Annotated in this window: 9 protein-coding genes; all 9 read right to left on the bottom strand. The window is 34.3% G+C overall.

The genetic code is table 4. From position 1 onward, the window contains the following. Positions 1-27: 27 nt before the first annotated feature. The 9 genes from T384_RS0102690 to rpoB all read right to left on the bottom strand — a co-directional run bounded on the left by T384_RS0102690 (position 28) and on the right by rpoB (position 19,801). Complete coding sequence (locus T384_RS0102690) at positions 28-1,770, bottom strand: hypothetical protein (protein ID WP_156933120.1); 1,743 nt, start codon at positions 1,768-1,770, stop codon at positions 28-30. Between the two features lie 29 nt (positions 1,771-1,799). After that, positions 1,800-3,503 carry a glycoside hydrolase family 3 protein gene (locus tag T384_RS0102695; protein WP_027119736.1) on the bottom strand — a complete coding sequence of 568 codons (1,704 nt, stop codon included), beginning with the start codon at positions 3,501-3,503 and terminating at the stop codon, positions 1,800-1,802. Between the two features lie 33 nt (positions 3,504-3,536). Then, positions 3,537-4,376 (bottom strand): HAD family hydrolase, encoded by an 840-nt coding sequence (locus tag T384_RS0102700; protein WP_027119737.1) that lies wholly within the window; start codon positions 4,374-4,376, stop codon positions 3,537-3,539. A 215-nt stretch (positions 4,377-4,591) separates the two neighbouring features. Next, positions 4,592-6,787, bottom strand: a complete 2,196-nt coding sequence (locus T384_RS0102705; protein WP_027119738.1) for a hypothetical protein — start codon at positions 6,785-6,787, stop codon at positions 4,592-4,594. Between the two features lie 208 nt (positions 6,788-6,995). After that, complete coding sequence (locus T384_RS0102710; protein ID WP_027119739.1) at positions 6,996-10,304, bottom strand: P116 family lipid acquisition surface protein; 3,309 nt, start codon at positions 10,302-10,304, stop codon at positions 6,996-6,998. 91 nt (positions 10,305-10,395) lie between these two features. Then, positions 10,396-10,824, bottom strand: coding sequence for a hypothetical protein (locus tag T384_RS0102715; RefSeq protein WP_027119740.1), 429 nt, complete (start codon positions 10,822-10,824; stop codon positions 10,396-10,398). A gap of 78 nt (positions 10,825-10,902) precedes the next feature. After that, positions 10,903-11,553, bottom strand: a complete 651-nt coding sequence (locus tag T384_RS0102720; protein ID WP_027119741.1) for a hypothetical protein — start codon at positions 11,551-11,553, stop codon at positions 10,903-10,905. A 147-nt stretch (positions 11,554-11,700) separates the two neighbouring features. Beyond that, complete coding sequence (gene rpoC, locus T384_RS0102725) at positions 11,701-15,561, bottom strand: DNA-directed RNA polymerase subunit beta' (protein WP_027119742.1); 3,861 nt, start codon at positions 15,559-15,561, stop codon at positions 11,701-11,703. A 19-nt stretch (positions 15,562-15,580) separates the two neighbouring features. Continuing rightward, positions 15,581-19,801 (bottom strand): DNA-directed RNA polymerase subunit beta, encoded by a 4,221-nt coding sequence (rpoB, locus tag T384_RS0102730; protein WP_052663456.1) that lies wholly within the window; start codon positions 19,799-19,801, stop codon positions 15,581-15,583. Positions 19,802-20,346 lie beyond the last annotated feature (545 nt).

A 20,346-nucleotide genomic window follows, 5' to 3' on the forward strand; every position in this document is an offset into this window, starting at 1 on the left:
TATTTCCTTTCTAATTTAAATTTGCTTTTAACTCATGTGTAGCCATTTTTTTAAGCGGGGAAATTTCATGTGGTTTTCTTTAAAATGCTTGAAAGAGAAAGCAATTTCATCTTTTGAACGACTTAAGATTAATAAGAAGAAAACGGCTGACAGCAATGGCACTACTGCAATTACGATTAATTGTGGGACATATTGACTAGTTATTTTCGATGCTGATACGCTTACAAGAAAATCAGCAGGGTTAACGTTTCACGCCTGAGCAGTAAAAGTAGCTCCGTTTATTGCGGTTGTTGGAACCCAACCAATTAGATTGTTACGAACGCTATTAAATGTTTCGATATTGCTACCTAAAGCACTATTAAATAAGGACGGATCGTTAACAATTAAATCTGCATATGTAGCGGGATTTGCAGTCACACCAGCACTTCCAACAAACGAAGTAATAATGTCCAAAACAGAATATGCAATATACAAGAAAGTTCAGTTAAATGAGGTGTAATAAGTAACTTGAGTAGTATTAAAACCCCATTTATAGATAATCACTCCTGATGTTACTTGAGCACCAAAAATAAAGGTTGCTCCAAGTAATCCAAAAATTAAGGTGAATGCTGCGATTACGGGTATTTCAAGCCCTAGCGAACCAAGACCATATGAAACGCCTCACAGCCCTAAACCAACAATGGTAACAACGCCAGCATATGGTGCTACTGAGTACTTAGTTGATGTTCATTTACCAACTGTTGCTAATCCTGTATAAAGTCCTACCGAAAATAAAATTTGTCAAGCAAACTGATAAGTAGCAATATTTGATGTTCCCAAAATTTGCCCGGTTGCTAAATCTCACACTTGTCCAACATTTTGCGGATTGCGGTTTCAAAAGTTTGACAAAACACCACTAGCTGGTTCGATTCCGGCATATAAAGTAAATGCACCAGCTAAACATAAGAATCAAACGCGGCGTTGTTTTAACACATATCCTAATTTATCTTCGGTAACCTTATCTTCAATTTGTTTAGAATTATGTGTTCTTGTTGATAACTTGAATTCCATTCCAAAAATTAAGTAAACAATCAACGATAAAATAACAATTCCAATTATGACACCACCAATTACTGTTCAGTTACCAGCAATATTAAAACGGGTAACTTGATCGATAAACAACAATGAAGCAATGATTCCAGCTAATTGAGCAGGTGCACTTGAAAATTTAACCGCCGCATTTCGTTGTTTAGGTTCGACAAAGAATTTGGCAATTACAGGAGCAGAATAAATTAAAGTTGCAGTTCCACCAATTGCTAAAAAAATACGGAATAACAAGAATAAACCGTAAGATATTTGACTTGCTTCACTAGGGGATGATCCATGAGCTAACAATGACGAACGCATTTCGGGAGTAAAAACGAAAGGAAGCGACAAAATCATTAATCCTAGAGCAAAAATGATACCATTTTTATGACCAATTTTTTGAACCAAAAAGCCTAACGAAACTGCGGTTACCCCGCGCGCTAAAGTAATTGATCAAGTTGATATTCTTGAAATGGTTGGATCTGTAGCAGATAACGGATATAATGTAGCAACGGGTCCATTTCCAGTAGAGTTTGCTTGGTTAACACTATTAAATGCTAATTGAAACATTGCATAAACTAAAAGAATCATTGAGAACATAATCCAAGCCCGAATTTTCATAACGCGCTTGTCCATGTTGGGGTTATAGTGTCACAGCCTTCAAGACTGCTTTGTACTTAGCAGCGGGATTGTGTTTGTATTCATATTTTAGAATATCCTATTTTTTATTTAAATTATCTTCTTGTTTCTCATAAGTTACATCAAACATTTTCATTTGGTGTTCCTTTAAATTCAGATTTCCCAATTATTTTATCGATAACTTGTCGAATGGTTTCCTCGTTGTTATGATATGCATTAATAAAAGTTTTAACCATTGGGACATCAGTTAAGTGAGTTGTTTGATTTAATGAAACAAAGACTGTTGGAACTTCTCAGACCATTCACGGAATTTCATTAGCCATTGCGGCCGATCAACGAATCCGGTAATTATTTTCAGCTGCATATCCACGAATATCACTAAAAATCATCGCGCAATCGTAATTTTTCTTATAAGCTTCAACCGAGCCTTTTTCTCTAACACCACGTTTGTTAATGGTTACTTTGAAACCAACTTTTTCTAAGGCTTGTTTAATGAGATTAGCTGTTTTACTATTCATGTTGTCATACACGCCAATTTCTTCGTTCGCTAACACATATAACATCACGCGAGGATATTTATCAGGAGTAATAGGCAATTGATTCAATGTGTTTTTAACAAGTGTGATTCCAAGATCTGCGGCTTGTGAACGCATTTGTAAATGTTCTGGGCAACCAATGATACTTAATGCTTCTCGCTTTGGATTTAGTTCACTACGAGCAACTTTATTTAAACCAAGTTTTGCTTTTAATCCCAAAATCCGTCTAACAGCATCTTCCAACCGTTCTTTTGTGATGATTTTATTTAAATATCCATCCATCATGTATTGGAAATCTTCTTCTACATCGTTCAAAAATAAAAACATGTCACAACCTGAAGCAATGGCTCGAGGTAATTGATCTTTTCGAGGCATTGCTGCAAACATTCCTAACATATGACTTGCATCAGTAATTACTAATCCATTGAAATTAAGTTGGGTTTTTAGCAAACCATTAATCAATTCCGGAGCTAAAGTTGCTGGCATGATGTCATTGTAAGTTAAACATGGATTAAGATGTTTAGAATAATTGGGCAAAGCAATATGACCAGCCATAATAGTGTCAAGTCCGTTATCAATCATGGTCTTAAAAACTTTTCCGTATGAACGATCTCAGTTTTCGACTGAAAGCTCGTTAACTCCTAATACTAGGTGTTGATCACGTTCTTCACTACCATCGCCAGGAAAGTGTTTGATTGTTGATAAAATATTACTTTCTGTTAAACCATTAACATAAGCTTGAATATTTTTTAAAACAGTATCAGCATTAGTTCCGTAAGCTCTAGTGTTTACGATTGTGTTTCGTCAGTTAAATAAGATATCAGAACATGGGTTAAAGTTCCAATTGCAACCGATAGCTACAGCTTCTCGACCACTTACCAAACCTGCATGATAAGCCACCGTAGGATCATTGCACGCTTCACATTGAGCGCCACTAGCAATGTAGGTTCCATCACTACAAGCGCCGTCACCGCCATTATCACAATTACATGCAATAAACATCGGCAAACGAGAATATTTATTTAGATTAGTAACTAAATCTTGAACTTCTTTGGCGGATTTGGTGTGATATCTCGCACCGCCTAAAGGAATTTGTTTTAATAAATTTTTGACAGCATCTTCAGAAAAATCCATAAACAATTGAAAAAACAATTGCCCGATTTTTTCTTTAAGGGTCATCCCTACTAAAGTGCTTTCAACTCATTGGACATCAGCATCAGATAAGTTGTAAGGCATCTTTCGCAAATCAACTTTTATTGGCATAAATGATCTCCAAAAAATTTTTAAAAATAAGATTTACATTACTTGTAAATTGGCTTTGAACTTCGAAAAGTAATCAGCTGCTAATTTAGAATTATATTCACCACTAGCAAACTGTTGCAAAACGCAATTTTTTAAGGTGTTCCAAGAATCTTGTTCATGATTACAAAGAATGGGATAAAATAAAACACCATTCGCTTCTGCTGCTTCGTAATCACCTGGCGAATCGCCAATCATCAAGATTCTATCTGTTTTCAGATTTGAAGTTTTCAATAAGTCAGCAATTGCAGCTTTTTTAGTACCTTGCTCTTGTGTATAAAAATGTTCAACATAATTTAATAAGCCATTGTGTTGTCATTCTTTTAAAACCGCTTCTTTATTAGCACTAGAAACAATAGCGATTTTAATGTTCGCATCTGCTATTGCTGTGAATGCTTCTTTAACTCCGCGATATGCTAAAGCAGGTACATCATTTGCTTTAATAGCTTCATTTACCACATAACTTCAATGCAAAGCTTTTTGTAATTGGTTTGACGGATTCAAGGCAATACTTTTTTCTAAAGTTGTATTTGATAGTGATGAAGAGGTTTCACACCATTTTTTTAGTTCATCTAATAATTCAACTTCAGGATCAAATTGATGCATTAATTCAAATGTACGGTATAAACCAATGAAACGATTGCAGCCTCGTGTTCAAGAAAACAAATTAACTTGATTTCAAAACATCAAAAATTGTTTTTGATTAGAGATCTTTCATTCTTGAACAGCAAAAGGACCAAAGTATTTAAAATGCTTATCATTCATCGTGTCCATTGCACAGCCATCTGAATCAATACAAATAATTCCATCCAAAAGTTGCAAATTATTATGCGACATTTTATCCGTTTCCTTATTACTTAAAACTTTTACACTAAAAAATTTTAATCTCTGAAATAATTTTCAAAAAATAAAATTTAAAAAATAGGTTATTTTTTGTTTCCCGTAAACGTTTACACATTGAAAATATTATTCTTAATTATTTGCTTTTTATGGTACTGAATTATTTAAATAAAAAACAATCACAAAAACGGTGTGATTGTTCATTTTTAATTTTAAGGCTTTTGAATCCTTCTGGTTTGACCAGAAGGAATTGGTCGTGCTGGTTGAGCCTGTGGATATGGGTATTGTTGCGGATATCTAACTTGTCTATTAGGCTGTCGTGGTGGTTGCTGATAAGCTCGAACAGGGCGTTGACCATAACCATAAGAGTCACGTGGTTGCGGGCCTGGAGATCCGTATCTTGGGTTTGGATATTGTTGTGGATATGGATTTGTTAAATCTTGTGGTTGGGCAGTAGCGGGTAAAGGTTCTAATGGTTTTTTGACTGTTGGGGTTCCAAAAACATTTTGTGGTTTTTCTTGAAGATCAGAACTTGAAGAAGGCATTTCTAGTTTTTTAGAAGAAATTTTGTTTTTTGATAATCATTGCAGATGGTTTTCTTTAAAATGCTTAAAACTAAATCTTTCATCGTTGGCGGTGCGCCGCACAGAGAACAAAGCAATCGCTGAAATGATAGGAATAACGGCAATAAATATTAATTGCGGTTGATATTGTTTTGGCAAATTAGTTGCTGATTGTGCAAGGTAAAATTGGATCGCGGCTTCGCTGCTTAAACCATTATTAGGACGGTTTCATGACGCACCATTTCAATTGGCTAACGCATGAGCATATGCTGCTTCAAATGCTGGAGCTTGACCAGCCGGAACCGTAGCTAAGGCGCTATTGTAAAAAGAAGAACCCATAGCTGGTAATTGTCAACCAATCATGTTTTGACTAATAGCTAAATATAAATTTACATTGCCACTTAAAAGCCCCGTAAACAGACTTGAATTTTGAGCTACTAAATCAGAATAAAGAGCCGGATTAGCATTCACACCAGCTGTTCCTATATAAGAAGTAATAATATCAAAAATCGAATAGATTACATACATGCACGTTCAACTCATTGAAGTGAAATTAGTCATTTGAGCTGTGTTGTAACCCCATTTAAACGGAACAACAAAACCAACTGCCATTGCTGCCATTACAAAGGTTGAACCTACTAAACCAAAAATTAAGGTAAACGTTACAGCACCACCATTGGCCAAATTGGTTGCGCCAAGACCATATGAAATCCCTAAGAAAATTAAACCAATAATAGTAGTTCAGGCCATAAAACGGGCTAACGAATATTTTGTTTTAGTTCATTTAGCTAGGGTAAATAATGCAACGATAATTCCAATTGAGAATAAAATTTGTCATGCAAATTGGTAAGTTGCAATAGTTTCGTTAGTAATTCTTGCCCCAGTTGTTAAATTCCAGACTTGATTTACATTTCCATCTGTTCGATTTCAAAAATTAACTAAAACCCCAGAAGACGGTTCAATCGAAATATAAGTTAAAAACGCAAAACCAATAAATAATGCATACACTCTAGGTTGCTTCAACAAGTAACTCATTTTATTTTCAGCATTGGCTTTTTTAGGATCAGCAACATGCGCATCAGATAGTTGGGTTACTGTCTTAACCGGGTTTACAAGGGGGAATTGCATCCCCAAATAAAGATATAAAACCAAGCACGCGGCTAATGAGCCGATGATAATGCCACCAATTAATGGTCAATCTCCAGCTATCCCTCTTGCTGTTGCCGCGTTAATAAATATTATAGAAGCGATTACTGCAGCAATTTGAGCTGGTGCATTGGAAAATTTTACAGCTGTATTTCTTTGTTTTGGGTCAGTAAAAAACTTCGAAATAATTGGCGTTGTATAAATTAAAACCGCTGTTCCGCCAATCGCCAAGAAAATTCGAAAAATTAAAAAAATTGAATAGGATGCTTGTGATGCTGTTAGTTCATCAACACCATTTGTAAGCATTGAAGATTTCATTGCTCTAGTAAAAACAAAAGGAATTGAAATTACCATTAGTGAGAAACCAATAATAACGCCATTTTTGTGACCTACTTTATAAACTAATAAGGCCACAAAAATTGCAGCGAAACCTCTAGTTAAAGTGACAGATCAATTAGAAATCCGGGCGATTGAAGGGTCAGTTGCTGAAGTTGGAAACAAATCAGCAACTGGTCCAGCCCCAATCGAATTAGCCTGGTTAACACTATTTCATGCTAGTTGAAATAAAGCATAGCCTAATAATCCTAAGCCAAACATAATTCAGGCTCGAATTTTCATCACTTTGTGATTCATTTTTTCATCGTAATGTCAAATTCTTCAAGACTGATTTGCACTTAATATATTTTGATTTGCGTGCATGGAATTAATATATCCTTTTTTCAAATAATAATGATGAGAAACTTATCAAGTAAATTTGTTCACTTACAAAAAAATTAATAAACTATATTAGTTTATTAATCAATGTTAAACAATTATAACAAAATGAAAAATCAACAAACGGAAATAATTTATCTTAACAAAATAAAAATGGGCATAACACCCATTTTAAATTAAATTATTAACGAATCTATTCCCATCCGATGTGACTAAATGAGAATCCTGTAGTTGGAGCTCCCATCATAAAGTAAGTCATGTGGTTATGAATTTGTTGAACCATTTTTGGTGCTTGAGGATCTGAAATATCTAACACTTTATATGGAAGATATGTAACCGAATCCAACATTCGAATTTCATAATCCATACTTACTGATAAATTTACGTAAGCAATTATTCTTTTGAAGATGACAGCCCCTGTATCCCCACGAGCATTATTAATGGCAAAGTTGATTTTGCTTGGTCCACTACCATAAAGATTGATTGCATTACTTGAATAGCGGCCGCTTAAAAAGCTTGTTAAACCATCACTCATACTAACGTATTGGTTAACTTCAGAAATAGCTGCATCTGATAATTTTGGTGTCGTTCCATCATATGATCAACCCTTGTTCATAATGTCTTCTTTAGTTGCTGCAATATGTTGAACATCATAAAGCGAACTTTTAGCAACTGTAAAGTTATTTAAGTAAGCAAATGGCGCAACGTTTTGTTGGGGATCTGAAATGTCAAGACTATAATAAGGAACTGTTAATCCATTAACGGTTTTTGTTGGTAGTAAATAAACGTTAGCAGTAGTGTGATAAATTCTTCCAGCTGTATATTTGATAAAGTTTTGAATCAAGCCTTGGACTGAGTTATATAATTGTTCACTAATGTTTTTAAATGTACCTGCCATCGTTCGTTCTGCATCAGTAGCCTTATATTCTGATGTATGTGAAGAATGAGCGGCAATATCAGTTGGATCGATTGTTAATTTAGCACCAACAATTTGATAATTAATAATGGTTTTACCGTTACCTGCAACATCATATGCTGGTAAGATAATTAAGTTATCGCCTCCATAATTAACTTTAATATTTCCATTAATAGTTAGGAAGGGAGCACTTGCTATTGGATTTAAATTACCAAATAATAATTCTTTAACAAAATCCTGAATTGTAGCATTAGCGCGAATCCCACTGAGAAGGTTATTAATAATGTAATCCACAATACTTGGATTAGTTTCATTCCCTTTTAAAATGTTGTCCATTGTGCTTTGGGGAACATATCAAGGTTTAGCTTTGTTACCTTCTGTAATTGCTTGCTGACGAATTTGATCAAGCAATTGTGGAGTCATAAAGTTATCTTGAATAAATGATCTCAATTTCGCTGATGGTAACAAATTAACTACAGCTTCTACAAAACTATTAGGAATAATGAAGTTGTTAACACTAATTTGATAGCCAACATCCAAATGTTGAATAACTAAATCGTTGTAATCGTTATAATTTGTCACAATGTTTGGCGAACTAAAGTTAGCGGCATTAATTTTAGTTAAAGTAATTTTTGCTAAGTTTTCATCACTAAACAATTTACGGGTTTGGTCGAAAAGATTATAAACTCGGGCAACAGTTGCATCATCGTCTTGTAAACTTTGATTTTTTGTAACAAAGACATCAAACATTTGTTTTAATTGTGGGGTTAATGAACTAGCGCTAAAACCAACCATATTTAAAATATCTGTTAGTGCGGCTTTATTATCTTTGAATAATCCCTTAACAAAAGCGTCAATCGGGTCGTTTGCGTTAGTTAAAACGTTAATGAATAACGATTTATATTTCTTCAAGAAATCAGTTAACGATAATTTGGTTAATCCACTTGGGTCGTTTGCAGCAGGAATGATTGCATCTTGCGGTTCAGTCGTAGTTGTATTATCCCCACCACTCAATAAAGAAGCACCATTTCCCGACAATTGCACAATCATATCAAAAATTGTTGGAGCTAATTTAGGATCGGATAATAAATCTAACACATAAACACCTTTTGAAGAAACCAAAGCATCGAAGATAACTTTGATTGGCTGTAAAGCGGGTGATGTTAACAAGCTGCTAATTGTACCTTGTAAACCGCTCAAACGATCAAATACTTGATCAGGAGATGATAATCCTTTAAAGAAGTCTGTCATGACTCCACCCAAACTACCAGCTAAAGGAACGTTGTTAACTAAATAATTAATTATGGCGTCTTTATCTTTGTAAACAATTTGATAGAAGGTTTTTCCATTAGGATTTGATTTTGAACTTGTTAATAAATCATAAATCAAATCACGAACAGATGCTGTTCCATTCACTTTTTGGGTTAATGATTTATTGTTTAAAGTTAACAAGTCTGCAATGTTACCAGCATTCTTTACTAAAACATCAGATAATTTATAATTTCCAGCATTGTGCATGTCATACATCGATCCAAATAAACCACTAATAGTTTTGGCAATCTGTTTAGCCAAATCAAACCGGTTTTCAAAAATATTAGCTAAATCAGTTCCAACCCGGTTTCCAGAAACGGTATTGTAGTTTAAAACTTTACCATTTTTACCAACGATATATTGTTGGGCAGTATACGGATCAATTCCAGGAGCAACATCACTTAGTAAAACGTTAATGTTAGACTTTGCTTTATTAAAAATAAAGTCAGATAAAACTGTAGTTTTGTCGTCGATTGTAATTTGCAGTGACTTAATCGATCAATTTAAATACGGTTTGTTAGTAGTTGGGTCAACGGAGACAATTGCTTTTAATTGTGTACTATCAGTTGAAGAATTGGTAACTGAATCTTGCAGATTCAAAGTTGAAGCACTTTGGGTTGATGCAACTATTGTTGGGTTGTTTGTAAAACTAAATTTAACGATAGCGTTGGGAGCGACATTTTCTAGTCCAGGAATAACATTCCCATCAAGATCATGAAACGCTTGGGGTTCAGTATTAACATTAGTGAATTTATAATCACCTGAGATTTGCACGTTTAACTTATCAGTTCCCATTTGCTTAAATACTGGAGCATTACCTGTTAACGAAAAGTATTGACTATTTGCTTTAAACAAATTATCTAAATAAGAGTTAACGTCAGCAACTAATGGTGCATAATCAACTTCATTATTTTTAGATAGTTCATTAGCTAATGTTTTATTTAAACTATCTCCTAAAGAATTTGCAGCAACTTGTAACCCTTTAGTGTTAACGGTTTGTCCTGTAAGGGAATTGATTTTCGGAGCCGGATATAAACTAGAACTTGATACTACAGTTTGTTTTTGGGTCTCAATTTTATTTAAAAATGCAGGTTTTGTGCCTTGCTGTTCAATGACGATATTTGCTGGTGCATCATCGCTAGCGGTTTTGCTGTTATTAACAGCACTACCTGACGCTGATTGGGCAGAAATTATTCCGTAGGTTGCCCCTGGGATAATTATTGCCAAACTTGATACTGCAAAGCAGATACTGATTAGACGTCTTTTTTTTGTCATGGTGAGTCACCTCGATTACTGATATTAATTACTGATATAACAACGTTAATAAAAAACACTATGAAGTTAAAGCTTCATTGTATTTAAGTAATTAGTTCCAGAACCGGAAGTAAATTTTGCCAATCTGAACCGAATAGTTTTTAATTGCTAAGCAATTATAAATATTGGTTTTTTCAAGATTGATAGATTGATAAGAAATTTTATGTTTTTGATTTTCAGGACGTAAAGCATATAAACTAAGAGAACTTAGTTCAGGGCAAATTAAACGACCTAAATGATGGAACAATTGACCAATATAGTAAGCGGCTTTATATAAAATAAGAAGGCTTAAAAATACTGGTAAAGACCAAAATCAAACAAAACAAAATAACCGCGCGTTTGTTTTTAATGAAGCAATCTTTTCTTTCAGTCTTTTAAAAGACGTTTGTAAAGAACTTGCCACAAATAAAAAGGCATAGGCTGGTAAAATGAATATGATAACGAACAAATAACGAATTGTTCTTTCAAATAATTTCTTCATATTGTGCTTATTATTATACCAAAATGCCACAAAAAGGCAAATGTACTATATTAAAAAGGTATTTGAATAATACTAAAACTATCACAAAGTTAGGCTTTGGAGTTTCAAATTTTCCATTTTTTCAAGTATTTTTTTACGAGTGGGGTCTTTTTGTAAAGTAGCAATTTCTAATTTGGCTTTTTGCTTACGCGCTGTTAAATCCCTAGAAAAAGATATTTTTCCAATAACAAATCCCAAAACTCACGCTAGCCAAAGTGATATATCAATAGCTGCTGAAACCGTTCCTAAGATCAAAAAAATGGCACCAACATTATTCTGACCATCCGAAAACCCAATATTTAATGTAAGAACAAAAAGGCTAAAAACGCAACACAAATAAAGCAAAATGGTAATTCCAATAAAAACATACCCTGCTATTTTTGTTCGGTCAAGACTACTAGATTCAAATCGTTGAAATTCAACACTTGCTTCTAATTGTTCAATTCTTTTTTGGTATTTTTCTTCCAATTCTTTTAATTCAAAGTACATTTTTTCATTCGCCACTAATTCTAAGTAATTTTCTAGCGAAGTATCACGTTGCAAAAAGTATTCACTTTCTTTCCATGAAAAAACGTGATGTCCCGAACCACTTACTGAAGTAGATTTCGTAGCATCTATCAACACTCAACCAAAGCTAGCATAATCCTTAGTTTTTTGGATGGTCTCAACCACCTTTGTTTCAATCGCCATTTTGCAAATCCTTACAAAAAAATAAAAATAATTATTTAAATAATAAATTATTAAAGGTGAGATTTTAAAATACTTTGACGTTGACAATAAAAAATCCAGCTAATCGAGCTGGAAATTTTGTTTGGATAAAAGCAATAAAACAAATTTTTAATATTCGTTTTTAGCGGCTTCTTCACCTTGTTTAATAATTTCTTCACTTGATAAGTAACCAGTTCCGGCTGGAATTAAATTACCTAAAATGACATTTTCTTTCAAACCAATCAAGTTATCAATTTGGCCACGAACCGCAGCATCAGTCAAGATTTTCTTTGTGTCTTGGAATGAAGCAGCTGATAAGAATGAGCCTGACTTACTTGGAGCTTCATCTAAACCAAAGACTTGGTTAATAGCAATTGCGGGTTGTTTTTTTGCCATAATCAACTTGGTGTTTTCGTTCCGGAAGGAGTTAATATCAACAACTTGACCAACAAAGTAATTTGATTCGCCTGGATCGGTCACTTGTAACTTACTAGTCAACTGTCGAATAATAACTTCAATATATTTATCAGAAATTTCAATCCCTTGAATCCGGTAAACTTTTTGAACTTCCCGAATCATGTATTGACGAACGGCATCAATCCCAGCAACCCGAAGCAAAGTTTTAATATCGACTGAGCCTTCAGTTAATTTACTTCCAGCAGCAACAACATCACCGACATTAACCCGTAAAACGTGATCATAACTTAATTTGTATTCACGGTTATCATATTTATTTTTAATAACTAAAGTTCGACCTTCATCGGTGTTTTCAATTTTTTCCACTTTTCCGGGTGTTTCAGCAATAATTGAACGTTCTCAAATTTTTGGAGTAACAACATCGAAAATTTGTTTTAACCGTTCGAACCCTTGTGCAATGTTAGTTTCTGTGGAAACCCCACCAGTATGGAAGGTTCTCATAGTTAATTGAGTACCAGGTTCACCAATGGATTGAGCGGCAATTACACCAATAGCTGTTCCTAATTCAACTAGTTGATTAGTTGTTAAGTCATTACCAAAGCAACGTTGACACAATCCCTTAGTAGATTCACAGTACATTGGCGAACGCATTTTGGCTTCTTTAACTTCAGCATTTAAAACTTCTTGTGCTAAATCTGGAGTAACAACGCTATCAGCAGGAACAATTACTTTTTTAGTTTTTGGATGAACAATCGGATCAACTGTAAACCGGTTTACAATCCGGTCAGCAATGTTTTCAATTAAACCCTTATTATTGGTTTCACGAATTTCTTCAACGATAATCCCTTGTTTGGTACCACAATCATCAAAGCTAATAATAACTTCTTGACTAGCGTCAACTAGTTTTCGAGTCATATAACCCGACTTGGATGTTTTCATGGCCGTATCTGTCATCCCTTTACGGGCCCCATAAGAAGAATTAAAGTATTCATTAATACTTAAACCTTCGATAAACGAGTGTTTAATTGGAACTTCAATGGTATCTTTAATAATTTTGCTTTGTTGTTTTTGGTCATAGTTATATGATTTACTCATTAAACCCCGCATCCCAAACAATTGGGTAAAGTTCGAAGTATTACCACGAGCACCAGAGTCAGCCATTACTACGATCGAGTTATCTTTAAACTTATCTTCTTGAATTAGTTTTTTAATATCATCAGCCACTTGGTCTTTGATTTTAGTTCATAATTCAACAACCCGAACATAACGTTCGTCATCAGTTAATAATCCCTTTTGGTATTGTTGTTTTAAGACAGCAACTTTTTCGTCAACTTCTTTAAAGTAATTTCATTTTGAACTATAAGAAGGAATATCAAAAGCCGAAACAGTTGTAGATGATAAAGTTGAATACTTAAAGCCTAATTCCTTAATCTTATCAAGAATTGGTGGAACATTTTCAATAGCATAACGTTTGTATAAGATATCAATGATTTTAGCAACCGCTTTTTTATCAAAAGCTTTATACAAAGTTCGGTTTTTCAAAACCTTCATTGGATCTTCACCATGACCAACAATGTTTTGGATATCAACACCAGCACCAAAGTTATTTGGATCTTCTAGATAAATCATATCTGCAGGCATAATTCCATTTAAAAGGATTTTGCCAACTGTGGTAATTAAAATTCCTTCTTTTGGAAATTCTTTTTTAGGGAAAGCCTTTGTTGAAATTCCCACTAGTGCATGAACGTGAGCACGGTTTGCTTCGTAAGCATTAAATGCTTCTTGAACACTTGCAAAAATTGAACCTTCACCAACTTGACCACGTGATTCTGTAGTTAAGTAATAGTTTCCTAGAACCATATCTTGGGTTGGAGTTACTACTGGTTTACCATCTTTTGGTCCAAGAATATGTCACGAAGCTAACATAATAGCCCGTGCTTCACCAATGGCTTCTTTCCCAATTGGAACGTGAACGGCCATTTGGTCACCATCAAAGTCTGCATTAAAAGCCGTAGTTACTAACGGATGCAAACGAATCGCTTTTCCTTCGACAATCCGGGGTTCAAAAGCTTGAATCCCCAAACGGTGTAAGGTTGGCGCCCGATTTAATAATACCGGACGTTCTTTAATAACTTCGTGAACAATATTTCAAATGTATTCGTTTTGGTCTTTAATCATTTGTTCAGCAACTTTAATGTTGCTAGCAATTGGTTTAACTTCAGTTCCATTTTCATCATAACGCTTAATTAATTCGCGAATAATAAATGGTTTGAACAATTTTAAAACCATGATTGAAGGCAAACCAACTTCGTACATTTTCAATTCTGGACCAATAACAATAACTGAACGACCGGAGTAGTCAACCCGTTTTCCTAATAGGTTTTGACGGAATAAACCTTGTTTTCCTTTTAAGCGATCAGTTAATGATTTTAACGGCCGTTTGTCTTTTGAAACAATTGGTTTCTTTCTTGAAGAGTTATCAAATAAAGCGTCTACTACTTCTTGCAACATGCGCTTTTCATTATTTAAGATAATTGAAGGTGCTTTTAATTGAATAACTTTTTTTAACCGTTCATTCCGGATAATAATCCGGCGGTAAAAATTATTGATATCACTAGTTGTAAATCGAGCACCATCTAATTGGATAATTGGACGGGTGTCAGGAGGAGTTACAGGAATAACTCTTAAAATCATGTTTTTAGGACTATTCCCGGATTCTTTAAATCACTTAATTGTTTCCAACCGACGTAAGGTTTTCTTAATTTTTTGTGGATCGTTAAATTCTGGTGTCTTTAATTCAGCATTAATCTTTTTGTATTCAGCATTCAAATCAACTTTTTCAAGTAATTCTAAAATTGCTTCAGCACCAATTCCCAAACGGATTCCAGTATGCTTAGCAATAAAGGTGTTAACTTCTTCAATCGAAAAAGGTAATGAAGAATCAACTAAACGGTTGTAATAATTTCGGGCCCGTTTGTAATCGACTGAATCTTTTTCAACTTTATCAAAGATGGCCCGCAAAATTTTCCGGAATTTAGTCCGTGCAAGTTTTGAACCCTTACCAGCTAAATCAATAACTTCTTTGTATTTAAAAATTTTATCTTTTAAGTTACCAGTATCTAAAACAATATAATTAACAAAATAAATTACTTGTTCAACTTCTTTATAAGAGATATCTAAAACTAAAGAAATTTTTGATGGACAAGGCAATTCTTTAACCATTCAAATATGAGCAACGGGTGCTGCTAATTCGATGTGCCCCATTCGTTCCCGACGGACAATTGATTCAGTTATTTCCACATTACATTTTTCACAAACTTTACCGCGGTGTTTGATCTTCTTGTATTTACCACAAGCACATTCGTAATCTTTTACTGGACCAAAGATAGCTTCATCAAATAAGCCTTCGGGTTCAGGTTTTAAAGATTTGTAATTAATGGTTTCAGGTTTAGTAACTTCACCACGGGATCATTCACGCATTGTTTCGGGAGAAGCAATGCTAATTTGTAAACCCCGAATTCGTTTAATTTTGCTATTTGTTTTAGCATCAACTTTTTTATTGGTATTTTCCATAAATTAATAGCTCCTGAAACTAATATTCTTCATCATCAAGGGTAAAGTTTGACGTCATTGCAGGATCAAACTGTTCTTCATACTCATCTGGTGCATCATTAACTACAGTGTATGAGTTAACATCATCTTTCGTATTATCGTCATAAATAATATTCACTGCAAGTCCAAGTCCTTGTAATTCCTTAGTTAATAACTTGAATGATTCAGGAATTCCAGGAACGGGAATTTCACGCCCCTTAATGATTGCATTGTACGTTAAATTTCGACCACGAACATCGTCAGATTTAATTGTTAACAATTCCCGTAGGTTGTGAGCAGCTCCATAAGCTTGTAAAGCTCATACTTCCATTTCCCCAAAACGTTGTCCACCCATTTGTGATTTTCCACCAAGGGGTTGTTGGGTAATTTTCGAGTAAGGACCGACCGCACGGGAGTGAATTTTATCGTCAACCATGTGATCAAGTTTTAACATGTACATCACTCCGACTGAGATTGGTTTTTCAAATGGTTCTCCAGTTCGACCATCAATTAATTTGAATTTTCCATGGGTCTTTTCTGAATCAATACCAGCTTCGGCCATAATGTTCTTCAAGTCATTCATGTTTACACCTTCAAATACTGGTGTAGCAATTTTGTAACTCAAATCGTCATATGTCATTCCCACAAGTTTCAAAATAATGTCGATGTCAATTGGGCGAATTCTAGCTAAAGCATCATCAACGTTTTTAGCTGCTTTGCCCTTACAATAATCTTTAGTTGTACTAATTAAACTTTTAGCAGCAACAGTTGATAAGCCAAATAATTTCTTTAAGGTTTTTTCACCGGCAGTATCATATGCTGCTTTGATTAATTCTTTCCGAGCAATGCCACGGGCAGCCAATCCTAAATGCAATTCAAAAATTTGTCCAATATTCATCCGGCTAGGAACCCCTAGTGGATTTAATAAGATATCAATTGGTGTCCCATCTTCCAAGTGTGGCATATCTTCACGCGGCACAATTTTAGAAACAATTCCCTTGTTTCCGTGACGTCCAGCCAACTTATCACCAATTTGAATTTTCCGTTTTTGAGCAACATAAACTTTAACTAATTCAATTACGTCATCACCAAGTTCGTCGCCTTTAGCAATGCTAAAACGACGGACCGCAGCAACAACACCATCTCCGCCATGAGGAACCTTTAATGAAGATTCGCGAATGTTTTTGGTTTTTTCTCCGAAGATCGCTTGTAGCAATTTTTCTTCAGCACTTAAATCAACTTGACCTTTTGGTGAAATCTTACCAACTAAAATGTCACCTTCTTTAACTTCAGCACCAACCATAATTACGCCGTCTTCATCCAAATAACGTTTAGCATCATCTGCTACATTAGGAATGTCTCGTGTAATTTCTTCATCACCATTTTTAGTGCGGACACATTGTACGGTGTGTTCGTTAATATTAATTGAAGTATAAACATCTTCTTGCAATAACCGGTCTGAAATGATAATGGCATCTTCATAGTTATATCCGCGTCATGTGGTAAAGGCTGCAAGAATGTTTTGCCCAAGAGCTAATTCACCATTGCGCATTGCAGCACCATCAGCTAATATTTGGGATTTCTTGACTTTTTCGCCTAAAGCAACAATTGGTGTTTGGTTGTAACAAGTATTTTGGTTTGATTTTAAGAATTTTGTTAATTGGTAAGAATCGATTTTACCATCTGATCCCTTAACTTTGATTTCAGTACTATCAACATAAACCACTTCACCATCGCGTTTAGCTAAAATAACCATTCCTGAATCATGCGCAATTTTATATTCGACTCCGGTTCCAACAACAGGTGCATATGGTTTTAATAAAGGCGCAGCTTGACGTTGCATGTTGGCACCCATTAAAGCCCGAGACGAGTCATCGTTTTCTAAGAAAGGAATTAAACTTGCAGCAATTGAAACAACTTGACGCGGAGCCACGTCAATGTAGTCAACACGTTTTGGATCATATAATTCTTGAGAAGAACGATAGCGGGCAATAATTTCTTTATCAAGAATTTTACCTTCTTCATTCAACTTCATATTAGCCGAAGCTTCAGCAATGATGTATTCATCTTCACGTAAAGCTGTTAAGCGTTCAAACTTATCGGTGATTACCCCTTTTTCGACTTTACGATAAGGCGACATTAAAAAGCCATTTGAGTCAATCGTAGCGTATGAAGCTAATGACATAATCAAACCAATGTTCATCCCTTCAGGAGTTTCAATTGGACAAATTCGGCCATAGTGTGAATAGTGAACGTCACGAATGTCTAAGTTTGGGTCTTCCCGAGAAATTCCACCAGGTCCCATTGCAGAAATTCTTCGTTTGTTTGTTAATTCTGCAAGTGGGTTTTGCTGATCTAAGAATTGAGTTAATTGGTGGGTATTAAAGAAATCTTTAATCACTAATTGGAATGGTTTTGAATTAATTACCGACTTAATTGTTAAACGAGTTTGCTTTTGGGTTTCTTCCATTTCGCCAGTTGCTTCATTTAATTCCACGTTTTTATTAGAACCATCTGCAATAGCTAACTTATCACGGATATAACGGTCCATCCGAAGCATTCCGGTTTGAACACGACTACGTAATAATTCATTAATTAGTTTTAAACGTTTATTACCTAAGTGGTCAATATCATCATAATATCCGATGTTGTGTGGCAAGTTAATAATATAAGAAATAATTGAAATCAAGTCGGCTAAAGTTAATGTTTCGACAGTATCATCTGTACCATCAATTCCGATAATTGGAGTAACTTCAGTTCGTGATTCATTATTGGTGTAAACCGAAACACTTTCGTAATGATATTTAGCAACATCTTTTGCTTGACCTGGAGAATCAGGAACAAAGTGAATGTTATGAATAATATCAAGTTCTTTACTCTTGGTTAAGGCTTTAATCTTATCGATTTCAGGTTTTAAAATTAAAGTCCCTTTAGCAATTGCAACTTTTCCGGTTTTTGTATCGACTAAATCTTGAGCTAAAGTGCGTTGATAAAGACGTTCGGATACCCGAAGTTTACGGACAAATTTATACCGACCTGCTAAACTTAAATCGTAATAACGTTTTTGAAAGAAGTGTTTTCACAAGAGCAATTGGTAAGTTGGGTTATCAGTCTTGTCATTAGCATTATCAAAAGTCTTGGTAGAAATTGATAATTCGTTAACGACATTTTTTGCAGCTTTTTCAACAATCACTTGATCCAAGATTGATTCCAATTCGGATTTCATTTCTTGATATTGCGTTAAATCGTCTCCTTTAAGTTTTTCAACTGTTGTATTTAAACGATCTAAGAAATCTGTCATTTCTTTGTTTTTAGTGTAGTATTGTGAAACTAATTCACGTAATTTGCTGTCAATTGGCAAACCACGTTTCATACTTTCTTTTTCGCTGCTAAGTTCTTTAAGAATATTAGAAATTTCAGTATCACGAGTGATGTATTTGTGGTTGTAATTTTCTGCATCCAATGTTCGGCGAATATATTCGTTATTGTTAAATATTCGTAAAATTTCATTTCCTGATAAACCAAAAGCTTTCAGCAATGTAGTCATCGAGAAAACTTTAGCAGATTCACCAGTAACATCACGAATTACGGCTTGAACAAAGTCTTTATTTTCAGCAATATAAACCAACATCAAAGTACCCTTAGCAGGCAAAATTTCGCAAACATAACCTTCTTGGTTACGCTTGCGGCTATTTGATAATTTAACTTGAGACTTGCTTAAGATATAAGCACCTGGAGAACGAACAATTTGTGCAATTACAAACTTTTCAATTCCATTAACGATGAATGAACCTTTATCAGACATTAACGGAATGTTAGCAAAAAAGATTCCATCTTTAGAAACTTTAGCTTTGGTTTTCTTAGCTTTGGTTGCAGTCCCAGTTTCGTGGTTGATTAATGTTAAATCAACGTGCAAACTCGCTTCATAAGTTTTAGCTTCAGTATGTGCTTGAACTTCAGTCCGTTCAGGCTTTTCTAAAGTCAAACCATTAAACTCGATTGTATACTTACCGTTTGGTGAAACAATCGGGAAGAAAGAAGAGATAATTTCTTCTAATTCCTTGTTCAAAAATTGACGGTACGAATTAACTTGTAATTCTGGTAAGTTAGGTGGTTCGAAGTTATTTTTAATTTTTCCATAGTCCCGACGTACAACTCGGGGTGAAAATTCAGTTATGCGGTATTTACTTTCCACAAAACACTCCTTGAAAAAAATTGCCATTAAATCATAAAAACTTACCCTTTTGAAAATCAATCGAGTAAATTTTTATAAATTAATATATAAATTTATATTATATAAATGTGCTCGTATATTATACACTAATCTAAAAAAAATAATAAAAAATCAACTTTTTTAGTGACAAAATGGTTTAACAAATAAATCGTTTTTATTTCAAAAAAAGCAAAAAAAAACAATTTTACAAGTTTTACATGGAAGTAATGATTTAAGTGTGTTAATGTCTAGATTTCTTTGAAACCATTGACATCGTGTTATTAAAAGTATACTAAAAAACGGAAACGCTTTCGCAATTTTCCGTTTTTATCATTATTTAAACGCGCAAATCTTTGACTCTTGGTCAAGATTGAACAATAAATTAAGTGTTTGTATTTATTCTGGTTGCAAATCTATATCAAATAGAATTTCGAGTTGCTGAATTATACTTTGCCAATTACGAACTTTCATTTGCCTATCGTCGCGTTCGTAATTCATGATGCCTAAATAAACAATTTTTAGAATTGCTTTATTATTAACAAAACTAGATTTGG

It is taken from the genome of Mycoplasma testudinis ATCC 43263, from assembly GCF_000687795.1.
GTDB lineage: Bacteria > Bacillota_I > Bacilli_A > Mycoplasmatales > Mycoplasmoidaceae > Mycoplasmoides > Mycoplasmoides testudinis.